Raw genomic sequence first — 16,333 nt, 5'->3', positions numbered from 1 at the left:
TGCAGAGACGAGAGAGAAAGTGCATGGATACTAATGTCATCGTGGTTATGAGCGCGTGGTTCGCGGGCGGGTTCATCTCGGGCGCGAGCGGTATCGGCGGCGCCATGTTCGCCGTGCCCATCGCCGCGCTTTTCCTTCCCATTCAGGACGTCATCGTGCTCAGCTGCATCCTCAACATGGCCATGGACGGCTCGATCATGCTCATGCATTTTCGTTTTTGCCGCGTATCGGCCCTGTTGCCCATGCTCGCGGGAGCCGTGCCAGGGTCCGTGGCGGGGCTGTTCGTTTTGTTGCTGCTTCCCGGAAACATCTTGCAGGCGTCCGTTGGCATATTGTTGGTGTTTTTCGTGTGCTGGCAGCACTTCTTCCACGTGCGCCGGGTTGGCGGGGATTCCTGGAAGGCCGGTGGTGCGGCGGGATTCCTGTCCGGGTTGCTGGGGACGTCCATTTCCTTCGATGGTCCACCTGTCGGCGCCTACGGGCTGTATGCCGGATGGGAGCCGCGCGAGTTCCTGGGCACATTGGGCGTCTTCTTCATCGTGCGCGGGGCCATAACCTGCGGCCTGCAGGCGTATTCCGGCTATTATACGCCGGATATTCTTCACTATGCCCTCTACGGCTTTCCTCCCACCATGCTGGGCTCGCTGTGCGCCTTTCCCCTCGTGAAAAGGATCAATGTCAATGCGTTCCGAAGGATTCTCCAACTCATTATCGTCGCCGCCGCCCTGGTCTGTCTGGCCCACGCGTTTCTATAAACGCGCATACCGGTCCGTACTCCCCGCGTGTTGAGGATTGCGCCTCCTTCCCTCTCCGTTCAACCCGCCGTCATCGCGCGTCCGCACGTCTCCGGAAGGTACCCGAAAAGTCTGGGAGAGTCCGGAGGACCCGTTTCAAAGGGTTCTCCGGCGGGTCCAGGGCAGCGCCCAGGTCCCCCCGAAGGAACCGCCGGAGGTCTGCCATTCCCCGGCCTTGCCTCAGGGCGTGAAGACGGGTAAGGAGAGGTCCGCGCCGGGAGGAGTCGTTCCGGCAATCTTTTTTTTTCGGGGAGTTTTCATGTCGCTGAGTATAGGAATTGTCGGTCTGCCCAACGTGGGCAAGTCCACGTTGTTCAATGCGTTGACCAAGGCCCAGAACGCGGAGAGCGCGAACTATGCGTTTTGCACCATCGAGCCGAACAAGGCGGTGGTGCCGGTGCCGGACATCCGGCTGGACGTGCTGGCCGGTCTGGTCAATCCGCAGCGGGTGGTCAATTCCACCGTGGATTTTGTGGACATCGCCGGGCTGGTGGCCGGGGCGAGCAAGGGCGAGGGGCTGGGCAACAAGTTTCTGGCCAACATCCGCGAGACCCAGGCCATTCTGCACGTGGTCCGTTGTTTCGACGATGACGACGTGATCCACGTGGCCAATTCCGTGGACCCGTTGCGGGACATCGAAGTGATCGAGACCGAGCTGATCCTGGCGGACGTGCAGGTGCTGGAGAACCGCATCGAGCGCATGGAGAAGATGCTCAAGGGCGACAAGGGGCTGGCCCCGAAGATCGAGGTGGCCAAGCAGCTCATGGCCCATCTGGACCAGGCCCATCCGGCGGCCACCTTCCAAAGCGATTCCAAGGCGCTGCCCGACCTGCTCAATGAACTGCGCCTGATCACGGCCAAGAACGTCATCTACTGCGCCAACGTGGACGAGGACGGGCTGACCGAGGACAACGACTACATCCGGGCCGTGCGCGGCCTGGCCGAGAAGCGCGGCGCGGAGTTCGTCAGGATATCCGCGCGCATGGAAGAGGAACTGGTGGGGCTCGAGGACGAGGACTACCGGGAGTTCCTGGAGTCCTACGGCATCACCGAGTCCGGCCTGGACCAGATCATCCGCACCGGGTTCCACACCCTCGGGCTGATCAGCTATTTCACCGCCGGGGAAAAGGAGGTCCGCGCCTGGACCATCCACGACGGCGACAAGGCCCCGCGCGCGGCGGGCGTCATCCACACGGACTTCGAGCGCGGCTTCATCCGGGCCGAGGTCATCGCCTACGACAACTTCGTCAAGCACGGCTCCGAGGCCAAATGCCGCGGCGAAGGCGTGCTCCGCGTGGAAGGCAAGGAGTACGTCATGAAGGACGGCGACGTGGTCCACTTCCTGTTCAACGTCTAGGTCGCGGGGAGAAGGGGCGGGAGCCGCGTCCCCGAACTCCCGATAGGAAAGGACATCTCCCGATCCCGCACCATCCGCGAAGCTGCGATAAAAAGTTTAGGAAAAGAAGGGGATGGGGGTCCGGGGAAGGGGAGGAAAGAACCCTTTTCAAAGGGTTTTTCCTCCCCTTCCCCCGGCCGCCGGAGGCAACAAAAAATCCCGCCCGGGTGTACGGGCGGGATTTTATTTGTTTGTCACGCGGACGGCGGTTAGTCGTCGAAGTGGCCCTGGGGGCCCTTGTCGGTGTCCATGGCGGCGGCCTTGGCCTTGATCTTTTCCTCGGTCCATTCGGCCGGGTCCTCGAACTGTTCGGCCTTGGGGCCGAGGTCGTAGGAGCCCGCCTTGAGGATCAGGTCGCAGGCCAGGGGCGCGGTGTCCTTGGCGTTGAACACGTTGACCAGCAGGTCGTAGACGAAGTCTTCGACGGCTCCGGCCATGCGGTTGCGCACGGTTTCGCTCTGTCCGAGCCAGCGGCGTTCGAAGACGAGGTTGAGTTTCTTGTAGTTGCCGCCCTTGATGTTGTTGGCGTCGGCGTAGGCGACCATCTCGTCCCAGAGGGCGTCTTCCACGCCCTGGCCCGGGACCTTGGCGAACTTGTCGCCGTCCATGATGGCGTTGCCGAAGTCGTTGACCTTGACGCCCCAGGAGATCATCTGCAGGGCGGTGGCCACGTTGGCCTTGGTGGTGGCGGTCCTGGCGGCGATTTCGCGCAGGCGGGCGGAGTCGTTGCCCGAGGTGCCATGCTGGGCGCCGGAGGTGCCGTAGGGCTTGAGGGCCTTGTGGATTTCGGCGGTCAGGTCCACCTGGATGCCTTCGCCCGAGGCCTCGATGCCGTGGGTGGTGCCGTTGTTCAGGGCGATCCAGTCCGGGCACAGGCCGTGGGCGTTGAGGCCCTGGATGAGGTACTTGGCCTCCACCGGGCTGGACAGGCCGAACTCGCCCTTGATCTCGCCGATCTCGGTCTCGTAGCCCGCCCAGGACGGGATGGTCGGGGACACGGCCAGGTTGCCGAGCAGGTTGAGGTCGTCGGTCATGTGCGAGGCGTCGATGGCGATGGAGGTCACGCCGGAGTCGAACACGGACGGGATTTCGGCCTTGGCCTCGGCCACGTCGTCCCACTTCTTCATGAAGTAGTGATCGGCGTGCACGGCCACGGGCACGGTGATGCCGAGCTTGTTGCACAGGTAGTCCACGCGCCGGGCCACGTTCCACAGGGTGGTCGGGCAGTAGGTGGACTCGGAGCGGGCGATCTCGATGATGATGGCGGCGTTGGCCTTCTGGGCGGCCATGAGCGCGCCTTCGATGACGAAGATGTTCCGGCCGTTGGCCGCGATGGTCATGCACTGGCCCTTGGCCAGCATGGCGCGGTCGATGACCTTGCCGCTGACGATGAGCGCCTGCGAGTTGGGGAAATTTCTGACGACGTTCGGCGGACGGCCGACGGCGAGTGCTTTTTTGAATGTATCTTGGGACATGCCCTTCCTCCTTGGAGCGTTGGATTGCTTTGGACAGTAGAAACCAATCATTGGGCAAAGTCAAAATGAAAGGGGCGCCGGGCAGGTTCCGCACGCACCACTGCCCGGGCATGACGCGCACGTCCCGGGCAGTGTGTCGGCCTGCGGGATGCGGCCGGTCACATGGTCGTTTCCTGTTCGCGGACGCGGCGGTGCCTGGCGCCCTGTCCGGCGGGCCGGATGGCGTCGAGCGGCCTGAGGGTGTAGCCCAGCTCCCTGGCCATGAATTCGAGGATCGAGATGTTGTGCGTCGCCTTGAGGATGTCGAACATGGTCTCGGCCCCGAGTTTGGCGTGGGCGTCGAACGGGTTCAGCTCCCGGAGCAGCGTGGAATACGGCTTCTTGATCACTCGGGACACCTCCTTGGCCGAGATGCGTCCTTCCAGAACGATGTCCTGCATTTTCTTGGTCAGATTTTTTTCGAACATGGTTGGCCCCCCACATGTTGGATATTCTGCCTAGTACGAGAAGTTAGCCCGTTTTTTCCTTTTTCGTCAACGAAATTTGGAAAAGTGGGGGAAAAAACGACCGCAACGCAGGCTTGAAGCCGGTTTGTGGGGCGGAAAGGGGTGATTTTTCGAGTTGTTGGCCTAATTCACCACGGCACGGCGGGTTTTATCCCCTGTGGGTGGTCACGGCGTGCACTTGCCCATGAACTGCATGGCCAGCATGGTGATGTCGTCGGACTGTTCCGCGCCGCGCGCGAAGTCGTGGATGGCCGCGCCCACGTCCTTGACCAGCTTGGGGGCGAAGGGCTCGCTCTCCCCGGCCAGCAGGCGGGTCAGGCGCTCTTCGCCGAACAGCTCGCTGTCCGGGTTCATGGCCTCGGTCACGCCGTCGGTGTAGACGAACAGCAGGTCGCCCGGCTTGAAGGTCATGGTCCTGGTGGAGTAGCGCATGCCCTCCATGATGCCCGCCACGGGCTCGCCCAGGGGCGGGACGAGTTCGGGCTCGCCGCCGCAGGGCAGGAAGATGGGCGGGTTGTGCCCCGCGTTGGCGTAGCGGGTCTCGCCGGTCTCGATGTCCAGGATGGCCAGGAACAGGGTCACGAACATGCACGATTCGTTTTCCGAGGACAGGTCGGCGTTGACCCTGGTCAGAATCTCGCCGGGGTCCAGGCCGCGTTCGGACACGACCTTGAGCAGGGTCTTGGTCACGGCCATGAAGAAGGCGGCGGGCACGCCCTTGCCGGACACGTCGCCCACCAGGAAGCAGAAGTGGGTCTCGTCCACGAAGAAGAAATCGTACAGGTCGCCCCCCACCTCCTTGGCGGGCTCGATGGAGGCGAAGACCTCGAATTCGCGGCGGTCCGGGAAGGCCGGAAAGAGCTTTGGCAGGATGCCCATCTGGATCTCGCGGGCGATGCGCAGTTCGGACTCGATGCGCTCCTTGGCCGCCGTGGTGGCGGTCAGATCGTGGATGAACTCCTTGAGGGAGGTCTTCATGTACTTGAAGGAATCGGCCAGGTCGCCGACCTCGTCGTTGGCCCGCTTGTCCGGGAGCATGAGGTCCAGGTTGCCCGAGGCGATCTCCCGGGCGGACGCCGACAGCTCGCGCAGGGGGTGGGTGATGCGACGGGCGATGCCCACGGTGACCAGGACCAGGAGCACGAAGCCCACCGCGCCGATGACGACCATGGACCGGGACAGGCGGAAGACGTCGGCCAGCATCTCGTCGCGGGGGAAGACCACGCCCAGCGACCAGCCGGCATACTTGAGCCGGTCGTTGAACATGTAGCTCTCCGTGGGCGCGAGGAGCGTGCCCACCGGGGTGAAGGCGGCCTCGCCCGAGAGCATGCGCTGGCCCAGCTCGCGCAGCTCGTTCGAGCCGCGCTCCTCGGCCAGGGAGAAGATGGTCTGGTTCATGACCAGGGCCTTGTCCGGGTGGGTGATGAAGGTGCCGTGCCGGGACAGGAGGAAGGCGTAGCCCGAGTCGTACAGGCGCACGGAGCCGACCAGCTGTTGCAGCCAGCTCAGGGAGATGTCCGCCGTGACCACGCCCGCGAACACGGCCCTGCCGTCCACGGTGCGGTAGAAGGGCACGGAGTAGGTGGCCATGGGCACGCCGCCGCCCCCCTCGTCGAAGTACGGCTCGGTCCAGGCGCTGCGGCCCAGTTCCTTGGGAATCTGGTACCAGTCCATGTAGAAATAGCGGTACTTGGCGTCGCCGAGCATGGTGAAGCCGATGCGTCCGCCCGAGCGGTAGTGGTAGGGCGCGAAGTAGAGCTTGTCGTGTTGCAGGAAGTACGGCTCGAAGGCGATGGCCATGCCGTAGATCTCGGGGTTGTTGGCCAGGACCCGCCGGTTGAGGTCGAGGATCTCCTGTTTGGTCAGGGTGGCGTCCTCCAGGGAGAAGGCCACGTTTTCGGCCACCTTCTGCACCCCGGACAGGACCGAGTCGATGCGCCCGGCGGTCCCGGCCACGAGCAGCCGGGAGTTGTCCTCGGCCTGACGCAGGATGATGGCCCTGGAGGAGACGTAGTTGTAGGCCACGATGGCGGCCACGATGACCAGGGCGCAGGACAGGATCAGGAAGGTCAGCTTGAAGGCGATGGGGTACCGTTTCACTGCGCCTCCCCCTTGTAGAAGTCCTCGTAGCTCGGCGGATGGTCCACGAACCTGGTTTCGGTCAGGGCCCGGACCACCCGTTCGTAGTCCTCTCGGCGCAGCACGCCCATGGGCACGCCTTCGGGCATGGTCACGTCCTCCATGCGTTCGAGCATCCAGCGCTGGTGCGCCCGTCCGGCCGGGACCCTGGCCGCCTCCATGTGCCGGAGCACGATGTCCAGGGCCTCGTCCTTGTGCTCGAAGGCCCAGCGCCAGCCCTTGAGGGTGGCCCGGACCAGCCCTGCACAGACCTCGGGCCGCTCGCGGGCGGTCTTGTCCAGGCAGTAGATGCCGTCCTCGGGAAAATTCAGGCCAGCGTCGGTGAAGAACAGGGGCTGGAGGTCCGTTTCATCCAGGCCGTAGGTCAGCAAGGTGTGGTATTCGTTGTACCACATGCCCGAACAGGCGGCCACGCCGCCGCGCATGAACAGGTCCAGGGACGAGGTCTGCGGGACCACGGTCACGTGGATGTTCTCGCGCCGGAACAGGGCCCGGGGCTGGATCTGGAATTCGTTGGCCCACAGGCCGACCTTCCGGCCGTCCAGGTCGTGGAAGGTCTTGATGCCGGACGAGGTCCTGGCGATGAGCATGAGCGCGGAGTGCTGGACGATCTGGGCTATGTTGACCAGGGGCAGGGACTCGTGCCGTTCGAGCCCGGTGGTCAGGAACAGGGTGGCGAAGTCCGCCCTGCCGTCCTCCAGCTGTTCGCTGGCCAGGATGTCCGGTCCGCCGGGCCGGATGGTCAGGTCGATGCCCTCCTCGGCGTAGAACCCCTTGTCCAGGGCCACGAAGTAGCCCGCGAACTGGGCCTGGGGCAGCCATTGCAGGACCAGGGACGCCTTTTCCAGGGCCCGGGCCGGGCCAGGGAGCAGGAATACGAGGCACAGGGCCAGGGCCAGGGTTGGGACGGCGGACGGTTTCGGAAAGGCGCTGCGCATGGCTACTTGTTCCTGGCGTTGTTGAATTCCCGGACCTTGTCCCGCCACAGGGCGGTGCCCAGCTCGCCCTTCCAGGCCAGCCTCGGGTCCACCTGGACGATGAGCATGTCCTGCATGAGCGCATGCACGGCATAGCCCAGCCCGGATAGTTTGTCCATGGAATTGAGGAGCATGGGCTTGCCGATGCCGGTCTCCGCGCCGAGCCGGTCCATGTCGATGACTACGTAGTTGTTGAACTTGACGTTGGCCAGGAGGTAGCTGATCACGCGCCGGTCCGCGTTGTCCAGGCGCTGGTCGGCTGTGAGCCGGAGGAGCATGGCCTGGTCGCTGATCACGGTCCGGTCGGCCTCGACCACCGGGCGGACCAGGGCCGGGTCACCGGCGATGGCGCGGACGCCGCCGTCCAGGAACCCGTAGTCGAAGTAGTCGTAGGCCTTGAGGAAATAGTGCAGCCAGCCGACCTGTTTGCCCACGGCGTCGAAGAAGAGCAGCCGTTTCTCGGTCCAGATGCGCGAGGTCACCAGGTCGAGCAGGGCGTCCAGGGGGATGGCCCGGATGCCCGGCAGCCGGGGGACGACGTCCCGCTGGAACGGGTCGCGGATGTCGATGACCAGGGTGCCGGGTTCGCGCGCCTGCCGCTCGAACTCCTCGTGGCCGAGCATCCGCCGGTCGAGGGATTCCCTGGACAGGACTCGGTCCCGGCGCGCCGGGGTTTCGCCCATGAGCGTGGCCTTGTCCGGGGCGGCGGTGATCCAGTCGAAGATGCCGCCGTCATAGGCGAAGACCTGGCCGAATCCCAGGGACAGGGCCAGCTGGGCCGCTTGGTAGCTCTTGGCGCAGGCGTGGCCGTTGCAGTAGAAGACCAGCGGCTCGGGTCCGTCCTTGGGGCGCAGGGCCTCGAGCTTGCGGGCGAAGTCCTTGTCCGTCAGGGGCAGGAGCACGGCCTTGTTGATGTGGGCCACCTCGTACTCCAGGCGGGAGCGGATATCGACCACCACGGCCGTGTCGTATCCGGCCAGGAGCCGGTCCGTGGAGATGGGCGGCACCTCGGGGTAGTAGGGCCGAAGGGGAAACCCCTCGGCCCGGACCGGGGCGACCGCCAGGGCCTGGACCGCCAGGGCGGCGCACAGCGCCAGCAGACCCAGGACCCGGCGGCCGCGGGTCATGCGTGTTGCTCCAGGTCCCGTTTCGTGCCGGCCAGGAACCGGGCGAACAGGACGCACAGGGTCTCCGTGGACCCCTCCAGGCGGTGGCCGTCGCGGAGCATGTGCAGGGTCGCCTTGTGGGTCCGGGCGAAGCGGATGGTGTTGTCCGCCGGGACCACGTCGTCGTCCCAGCCGTGGACCACGGTCACGCGGTCGGGCAGGTCCGGAAAGACGTGCACGGCGTAGCCGGGGAAATAGAAGGCCGGGGCCAGCAGGAACAGGGACTGGACCGGCGTGCGCAGGGCCGTGGCCGCGGCCACGTAGCCGCCCATGGACGATCCGGCCAGGATGACGGGCCGGTCGTCCCCGGCCAGGAGGGTCAGCAGGCGCTCCACCCGGTCGTCCGGGCCCGCGAGGTCGCTGAAGTCCGGGCCCTCCATGACCAGGCCGAACTCCCCGGCCAGGTCGGCCAGGGCCATGCTCTTGGTTCCCCAGGGACGGCTCAGGGAGCCGTGACACCACAACAGACGACAATCGGACAGATCAGGCATGATCCGTTTCCTCCTCTTGATCCGTTTTTCCCGCGGCCAGCCTGCGGATGGTCGCGAACAGGGCGCTCTTCTTGACCGGCTTGGGCAGATGGGAATCGGCGCCGGCCTCCAGGCAGCGCCGGGCGTCGTCGTCCATGGCAAAGGCGGTCATGGCCACGATGGGCACCGGATCGAGCCCCTGCGCGCGCTCCCATTCCCGGATGGCGCGGGTGGCCTCGAAACCGTCCATGACCGGCATCTGAATGTCCATGAGGACCAGATCCCAGCCGCCCTTCTTGAACAATTCCACCCCGGACCGGCCGTCTTCGACCACGGTCATGCGGCAGGGGGTGCCTTCGAGATAGGTCTGGGCCACGAAGGCGTTGTACCGGGAGTCCTCGAACATGAGGACGTTCAGGGGCGGCAGGGGGTCCTCTTCGGGCGGCCGGACCGGTTCGGGCACGGGCACGTCCTCGGGCCGGGCCGTGTCGAAGCGGGCCGTGAAATGGAAGGTGCTGCCCTTGCCGGGCGTGGACTCGGCCCAGATGCGGCCGCCCATCATCTGGACCAGCTCCTTGCTGATGGCCAGACCCAGGCCGGTGCCGCCGAACTGGCGGGTGGTGGAGCTGTCCGCCTGGGTGAAGGCCTCGAAGATGGCCCCGAGCTTGTCGCCGGACACGCCCACGCCCGTGTCGGTGATGGAAAAATGGAGGACCACGCCCTCGTCGTCGCGCGAGGCGATGTCCACGTTCATGGCCACGGACCCCGCGTCCGTGAACTTGATGGCGTTGCCCAGCAGGTTGAAGAGCACCTGGCGCAGCCGGGTGGGGTCGCCGTTGATCCGCGCCGGGACCTCCGGGGCGGCCACGCAGCTCAGGCCGAGGCCCTTTTTCGAGGCCTTGGTCTGGATCACGCCGCAGGTCCGGTCCAGGATCTCGGTCAGCGGGAACCAGGTCTTTTCCAGGGTCAGGTGCCCGGCCTCGATCTTGGACAGGTCCAGGATGTCGTCGAGGATTTCGAGCAGGTTCTCGCCCGCGGTGCGAAAGACGTCCACGTAGCGCGCCTGGTCCTCGGACAGTTCGGTCTCCCAGAGGATGTCGGCCATGCCCAGGATGGCGTTCATGGGCGTGCGGATCTCGTGGCTCATGGAGGCCAGGAAGCTGCTCTTGGCCGCGTTGGCCACCTCGGCGGCCTGCTTGGCCCGCCGGACCTGCTCCAGGGCGCCGTTCAGGGAGTCGTTCTTGCGCTTGAGTTCCTCGGTGCGCTCCTTGACCGTGCTCTCCAGGCTGTTCTGGTGGTTCTGGAGCTTGGCGTTGGCCTCCTGGAGGTCGCGGATCAGGTGGCGCACGGACTGGCGCATGTCGTCGATGGCCCGGGCCAGGCTGCCCAGCTCGTTGGAGGCCGAGGTGTCGATGGGCGCGTCCAGGTTGCCGTCGGCGATGGTCGTGGCCGATTCCTCCAGGTCCATGAGCGGGGTCAGGAAGTGCTTGCGCATGTAGCGCACCGCGGCCAGGGTCAGGGTCAGGATCAGGAGCCCGGCCAGGGCGAAGGTCAGCCCCACGTACATGGCCATCTCCTGGACGTAGCCCTCGGTGGTCACGGCCAGGTTGAAGGAGCCGATCCAGTCGCCGTACTTGCGGATCTCCACGGACTTGGTGATGAACCGCCGATCCTTGGTGAAATAGTCGTAGCCGTGGCCGGTGAAGCGGGGTCGGCTCTTGGCGGCCATGACCTCGCGCCCGGTGACCACCTGGGCGAAGGCCACGGTGTCGTCCTGGAGCACGGCGTCGATGAAGTCGCGGGCCGAGGCGTAGTCCACCTGCCAGACCGCGCTGGCCAGGCTGGTCCGGGCCAGGTGGGCGATGCTGTCCGCGCGTTCGGACAGGCGCACGTGCAGCCGGTAGGCGTTGAACAGGATGAGCGCGCAGGAAAAGACCAGGACGATGGCCGAGATGAAGGCCAACTGGGCCAGCTTGGCCCGGCGGCTGAGGGAGTCTGCCCTGGGCAGCCGGGCTCTATGTTGCATGGTCATGGGTCGCGCGTCCGTCCTCGGGTTGGAGAATACCTTTGTATTTCTAAGCCGAACGGACGATATTGGCAAGAAGTCAGGGTACTTTCCCGCGCCGTGCGCACCCCGAAAAAAAAGGCCGGGCACGGGGCCCGGCCGAAAAGCGGTCCGGAACAGACTAGGCGTTGCCGGTCTCCAGGCTGAAGCCCATCTCGGCGGCCATGAACTGGAGCGGGCGGATGTCGTGGGTGACCTTCATGATTTCGAGCAGGGTCTCCGCACCCAGCTTGGCACTGGCGTCAAAGGGATTGATTTCCCGCATCAGGGTCGAATACGGCTTGTTGATCTTCTGGGCCACGACCTTGGCCTGGATTCCGCTGTCGAGGATGCAGTCCTGGACGACCTTGGGTACGTTCTTCTCAAACATTGTGCCCTCCCGCAGTGTCTGAAGTTTTTGGCGAATCGTTAAGCACTATAAAGCAACCGGCGTGCCAACATGGCGTTATTTGTATTATAATCTGCCATTCCCATAGGTTATAAAAAGTCTAAACAATTCATTCCGTCGCGGGTTGTGTCGCATGAGTGTCGCACATGTCGCGCTATGCGACACAATGCGACATAAATGTTGCATATGCGACACCGCCTCGGGGCTGTCCGCCGGTCACGGGGCGCAAAAAAAGGGAGCCGCTTGCGCGGCTCCCAGATACCCGGCCGAGGCCGGGGTGTCCGAAACGTATCTATCAGGCTGTCAGGTGTGGGTTGCGGTCCATTTCTGTGCGCCTTAGGAGGTGTTGATCCGTTCGGGACTAAGGGTGCTGTCTCTTGGCCCAGTCGTTCGACCAGGACTTGAAGGAATCCATGTAGTTCAGCCAGGCACGGCTGCCCAGTATGATTTCCAGTATTCTTGCGGCGGTAAGGTTCTTGAACATGTTCGTTACCTCGCTTCCTTTACAAATTCGTTGTCGGTCCGTTTCGCTGCACCAACGACATGCCAGGGGATTTTCAACAGCCGCCCTGGCCGGGGCTGACGGTGATGCTGCGTTCCACGTGATTGATGGTCTCGGCGAACAGCCCCGTCGACTCGTAGGGGGACAGGAGGCTGGTGCGGACGGAGCCGACGATGTTGCCGTAGATGATCAGCGCGGTCTGTTCCAGGGGCAGGGAACGGATGGTGCCGTCCTCGATGCCCAGGGCAACGCAGCGTTTCAATTCGTCAATGAAGATGCTGAACTTCTCCATCACCTTGGCGCCGTCCACACCGGGCTCCATGTGGCTGAAGGGGGAACAGCGCAACAGGACGGGGAAGCCGGTCCTGTGCTCTTCGGTGAAATCGAAGTACGCGGTCATGTAGGCCCGGATGGCCTCCATGCCGTTTTTGGCCTTGGCGGTGGCCTCGCTCAGGCGGAGGACCAGCCGGTCGGCCATGTCGAATCCGGCGGCCAGGAACAGGTCCTGCTTGCTGCCGAAGTAGTGGGAGACAAGGCCGAAGGAAACGTCGGCGCGACCGGCCACGTCCTTGACGGTGGCGGCGTGGAACCCCAGTTGCCCGAAGGCCTCCTGGGCGGCGCAGAGTATGGCTTCCTTCTTGGTCATGACTTCTTGTATCCCGCTTTCGATTGACTGTCCAATCATATATCGATTGATTGTGCAATCAGTCGTTGGGTCAGCTATAGATTGATTGAGCAATCAATGTCAAGCGGGAAATATTGATTTTAAGGCCGGGGCGGGCGGAGGGCATGAAAAAGGCCGCGCAGGGCGGCCTTATTCTTGATGATTTTCGTGCGCGGCTAGCTGGATTTTTTCTGGATCTTGGCCCAGGTGTCGCGCAGGGTGGCGGTCCGGTTGAAGACCAGGGCCGTGCCGGTCCTGTGGTCGCGGGAGTCCGCACAGTAGTAGCCCGTGCGCTCGAACTGGAAGTTCGCGCCGGGTTCGACTCCGGCCATGGCCGGTTCCACCTTGCAGCCCGGGACGATCTCCAGGGAGTGGGCGTCCACGTAGTCGATGAAGGTCTTGCCCTCTTCCACGGCGTTGGGGTTGTCCGTGGTGAACAGGGGGCCGTAGTTGCGTACCTCGGCGTTCAGGGCGTGCCGGGCCGAGACCCAGTGCAGGGTGCCCTTGACCTTGCGGCCGCCCTCGACCCAGCCGCCCTTGGACGCGGGATCGTAGGTGGCGCGGATCAGGCTGATCCTGCCGTCCGCGTCCTTTTCATAGCCGGTGCAGGTGACGTAGTACGCCCCGCGCAGCCGGACCTCGCGGTCCGGGCCCAGGCGGAAGAACTTCTTGGGCGGCTCCTCCATGAAATCCTCGCGCTCGATCCAGATTTCCCGCGAGAAGGGCACCTTGCGGGTGCCGTAGGACTCGTCCTCGGGGTTCAAAGCAATGTCGAAAACGTCCTCCCCGTCCTCGGGGTAGTTCTCGATGACCATCCTGACCGGGTCCATGATGCCCATGTAGCGCGGGGCGCGCTTGTTCAGGTCCTCGCGCAGGCAGGCCTCGAGCAGGGCGTATTCGACCATGGAGTCGGCCTTGGCCACGCCGATGCGATCGCAGAAATCGCGGAGGGATTCGGGCGTGAAGCCGCGCCGCCGGAAACCGGAGATGGTCGGCATGCGCGGGTCGTCCCAGCCCAGGACGTGGCCCTCCTTGACCAGCTGGATGAGCTTGCGCTTGGAGAGCACGGTGCCGGTGATGTTCAGCCGGGCGAACTCGTACTGCCGGGGGCGGTCGATGAAGCCGGGCAGCGCGGCCAGTTCATTGTAGATGGCCGCGTTCTCGCCGAACAGCTCGGGCCGTTTCAATCCGTCCATGAGGGTGTCCACGCACCAGTCGTACAGCGGGCGGTTGTTCTCGAACTCCAGGGTGCAGATGGAGTGGGTGACGCCCTCGATGGCGTCGGACAGGCCGTGGGTGAAGTCGTACATGGGGTAGATGCACCAGGCGTCGCCGGTCCGGTGGTGGGAGGCGTGCTTGATGCGGTACAGGGCCGGGTCGCGGAGCATGACGTTGGGCGCGGCCATGTCGATCCTGGCCCGCAGGATGCACGCGCCGTCGGCCATCTCGCCCGCGCGCATGGCGCGGAACAGGGTCAGGTTTTCCTCCACGGTCCGGTCGCGGTACGGGGATTCCTTGCCGGGCTCCTTGAGAGTGCCCCGGTTTTCGCGGATCTCGTCGGCGGACTGGTGGTCCACGTAGGCCTTGCCCATCTTGATGAACAGCTCGGCGATGAAATAGAGCCTTTCGAAGTAGTCCGAGGCGTAGAAGTTGTTGTCCCAGTCGAAGCCCAGCCAGTGGACGTCCTCGCGGATGGAGTCCACGTATTCCACGTCCTCCTTGACCGGGTTGGTGTCGTCGAAGCGCAGGTTGCACTTGCCCTGGTAGTCGCGGGCCAGCCCGAAGTTGAGGCAGATGGACTTGGCGTGCCCGATGTGCAGGTAGCCGTTGGGCTCGGGCGGGAACCGGGTGTGCACGCGGCCGTGGTAGGCGCCGCTCTCCATGTCCCTGTCGATGATCTGGCGGATGAAGTCCTTGCCCTTTTCCGGGGCCTCGGGTTTGGTGCTCATGAAAAACCTCGTTGTATGAATTGACCGGATTTCGGTCGAACCGTCGCAAATCGGGCAAGATTTCCCATCCTGCCCGTGGCACGGAAATACGGGAAAACCGCTTGACGGTCAACGCAATGCTTGCCTGCAAGGGGGCAAGCGGACAGACTGTATGGACCAACCCCGGGAGGACCGACATGGCATTGTTCATCATCGACGAGACCCGCTGCAGGAGGGACGGCCTGTGCGCCGCCGACTGCCCGGCCGGGTGCATCGTCTTCGAAGAGGGCGGATTGCCCGAACCCCACGAGAAGAAGCAGGCCTACTGCCTGGACTGCGGCCACTGCATGGCCGTCTGCCCGGCGGACGCCATCCGGCTGACGCGCTTCGACCGGCCCGGCGAGCCTCTGGACCGGACCCTGGCCATCTCCCTGGACCAGGCCGAACAGTTTCTCAAGGGCCGCCGGTCCGTGCGCGCCTTCCGCGACGAGCCCGTGGACCGCGCGCTTCTCGAGCGGCTCCTGGCCGTGACCGGCTACTGCCCCTCGGGCCACAACGCCCGGCCCACCCGCTGGGTCGCGGTCTCGGGCGCGGACAAGGTCGCCGGCATGGCGGGGGGTGTGGCCGCCTGGATGCGCGCCGAGGCCGAGGCCGGGACGGACCTGGCCGCCGCCCTGCACCTGACCGGCATCGTCCGTGCCTGGGACGCGGGCGCGGATCTCATCTGCCGCCATGCCCCGGCCCTGGTCGCGGCCGTGGGGCCGAGGCAGGGCATCACTCCGCGCGAGGACGGGGTCATCGCCACCGCCTACCTGGAGCTGGCCGCCTCGGCCGCCGGGCTCGGGGCCTGCTGGTGCGGCTACCTGCTGGCCGCCGCGGCGCACGACGCCGGGGTGCGGGCGCAGCTCGGCGTGGCCGACGGGGAGGCGGTTTACGGGGCGCTCATGCTCGGCCGTCCGGCCCGGCGCTACACGACCCTGCCTCCGCGCCCCGAACCCGAAGTGAACTGGCTGTGACCGTCCGTCTCCGGCTGGACTCCCTCCCGGACTCAAGGTAGGGTCCCGGTATGCGTGGATTTCGTTCCCTCCTGGCCTTGGTCGTGTTGGCCGTCGTACTCTGCGGCTCGGTCGCGGCCAGCGCCCAGGCGGTCCGGGTGGGCGTCGGCTTTTCCATCGCGCCCTACGCCATCCGCACGCTGGACGCCGGCCTCGAGGTGGACCTCATCCGGGCGGCCTTCCGTGCGGCCGGGGTGGAGACGCAGTTCGTCTACCTGCCCAACCTGCGCCTGCCCCTGGCCTTCGCCGAAGGGGACGTGGACTGCCTGGCCATCAGCCTGGGGTACGACCTGGCCGGGCGCACCGGACGCCGGGTCTTTTATTCGGCGCCGACCCTGACCTTCCAGAATTACGCCGTGAGCCTGGCGAGCCGGGACCTGACCATCGCTTCCATCGGGGATCTGGCGGGACACGCGGTCCTCGGGTTTCAGGACGCGGCCCAGTACCTTGGCCCCGAATTCGCGGCCATGGCCCGGGACAACGGTTCCTACGCCGAATTGTCCGACCAGTCCCTCCAGGTGCGCATGCTCTTTTCCGGGCGGGTGGACGTGGTCATCTCCGAACTGCGCGTCTTCCGCTACTGGCGCAATCGGCTCAAGTCCTCCCCGGTGGCCCGGTCCGTGGACCTGAACCAGGACGTGTGCTTCAGCCGGATCTTCCCGGAACAGGAACGGCAGGTGGCTTTTGCCGACGAGACCCTGTGCGGGCGGTTCGACCGGGGATTGAAGGCCATCCGCGACGGCGGGAAATACGAGCGCATCGTCCGGTCCTACGACCGGGCCGAGGACGCGCAATAACCGGCAGCCGG

At 65.1% G+C, this 16,333-nt stretch carries 14 protein-coding genes; 4 read left to right on the top strand and 10 right to left on the bottom strand.

The features are described from left to right. Positions 1-23: 23 nt before the first annotated feature. Together DND132_RS07995 and ychF are read left to right on the top strand one after the other, a co-directional pair. Positions 24-755 (top strand): sulfite exporter TauE/SafE family protein, encoded by a 732-nt coding sequence (locus DND132_RS07995; RefSeq protein WP_014322212.1) that lies wholly within the window; start codon positions 24-26, stop codon positions 753-755. Between the two features lie 298 nt (positions 756-1,053). Continuing rightward, a complete protein-coding gene (ychF, locus tag DND132_RS07990) occupies positions 1,054-2,151 on the top strand; it encodes a redox-regulated ATPase YchF (RefSeq protein WP_014322211.1) in 1,098 nt (365 codons plus the stop codon). Between the two features lie 248 nt (positions 2,152-2,399). On the opposite strand, the gene DND132_RS07985 is transcribed toward ychF, so the two are convergent. From DND132_RS07985 to DND132_RS07940, 10 genes are all read right to left on the bottom strand, one after another. After that, positions 2,400-3,665: a class II fructose-bisphosphate aldolase gene (locus tag DND132_RS07985; protein ID WP_014322210.1), complete on the bottom strand. Its 1,266-nt coding sequence runs from the start codon at positions 3,663-3,665 to the stop codon at positions 2,400-2,402. A gap of 158 nt (positions 3,666-3,823) precedes the next feature. Further along, positions 3,824-4,132, bottom strand: a complete 309-nt coding sequence (locus DND132_RS07980) for a phage regulatory CII family protein (protein ID WP_014322209.1) — start codon at positions 4,130-4,132, stop codon at positions 3,824-3,826. Positions 4,133-4,336: 204 nt separating this feature from the next. Next, entirely contained in the window at positions 4,337-6,271 is a 1,935-nt protein-coding gene (locus DND132_RS07975; RefSeq protein ID WP_014322208.1) for a SpoIIE family protein phosphatase, read from the bottom strand. After that, positions 6,268-7,248 (bottom strand): ABC transporter substrate-binding protein, encoded by a 981-nt coding sequence (locus DND132_RS07970; RefSeq protein WP_014322207.1) that lies wholly within the window; start codon positions 7,246-7,248, stop codon positions 6,268-6,270. Before DND132_RS07970 ends, DND132_RS07975 begins: the two co-directional genes overlap by 4 nt. 2 nt (positions 7,249-7,250) lie before the next feature. Then, positions 7,251-8,414 (bottom strand): rhodanese-like domain-containing protein, encoded by a 1,164-nt coding sequence (locus DND132_RS07965; protein ID WP_014322206.1) that lies wholly within the window; start codon positions 8,412-8,414, stop codon positions 7,251-7,253. Continuing rightward, entirely contained in the window at positions 8,411-8,944 is a 534-nt protein-coding gene (locus DND132_RS07960) for an alpha/beta fold hydrolase (RefSeq protein WP_014322205.1), read from the bottom strand. The genes DND132_RS07965 and DND132_RS07960 overlap by 4 nt, the downstream gene beginning before the upstream one ends. Next, positions 8,937-10,949, bottom strand: a complete 2,013-nt coding sequence (locus tag DND132_RS07955) for an ATP-binding protein (RefSeq protein ID WP_041916007.1) — start codon at positions 10,947-10,949, stop codon at positions 8,937-8,939. The genes DND132_RS07960 and DND132_RS07955 overlap by 8 nt, the downstream gene beginning before the upstream one ends. Before the next feature lie 160 nt (positions 10,950-11,109). Beyond that, positions 11,110-11,358, bottom strand: coding sequence for a phage regulatory CII family protein (locus DND132_RS07950; protein ID WP_014322203.1), 249 nt, complete (start codon positions 11,356-11,358; stop codon positions 11,110-11,112). A gap of 575 nt (positions 11,359-11,933) precedes the next feature. Then, positions 11,934-12,524 carry a TetR/AcrR family transcriptional regulator gene (locus DND132_RS07945; RefSeq protein ID WP_014322201.1) on the bottom strand — a complete coding sequence of 197 codons (591 nt, stop codon included), beginning with the start codon at positions 12,522-12,524 and terminating at the stop codon, positions 11,934-11,936. A gap of 194 nt (positions 12,525-12,718) precedes the next feature. After that, the gene (locus tag DND132_RS07940) at positions 12,719-14,491 is read right to left on the bottom strand and encodes a glutamine--tRNA ligase/YqeY domain fusion protein (RefSeq protein ID WP_014322200.1); all 1,773 of its coding nucleotides are present in this window, start codon (positions 14,489-14,491) and stop codon (positions 12,719-12,721) included. Positions 14,492-14,667: 176 nt separating this feature from the next. Between DND132_RS07940 and DND132_RS07935 the strand changes: the two genes are divergently transcribed. Together DND132_RS07935 and DND132_RS07930 are read left to right on the top strand one after the other, a co-directional pair. Then, complete coding sequence (locus DND132_RS07935) at positions 14,668-15,486, top strand: nitroreductase family protein (RefSeq protein ID WP_014322199.1); 819 nt, start codon at positions 14,668-14,670, stop codon at positions 15,484-15,486. A 50-nt stretch (positions 15,487-15,536) separates the two neighbouring features. Then, entirely contained in the window at positions 15,537-16,322 is a 786-nt protein-coding gene (locus DND132_RS07930) for a substrate-binding periplasmic protein (protein WP_014322198.1), read from the top strand. The last annotated feature ends 11 nt before the right edge of the window (positions 16,323-16,333 follow it).

It is taken from the genome of Pseudodesulfovibrio mercurii (genome assembly GCF_000189295.2).
In the GTDB taxonomy this organism is placed as follows: Bacteria; Desulfobacterota; Desulfovibrionia; order Desulfovibrionales; family Desulfovibrionaceae; genus Pseudodesulfovibrio; species Pseudodesulfovibrio mercurii.
This window is presented reverse-complemented; position numbering and strand designations above follow the sequence as displayed.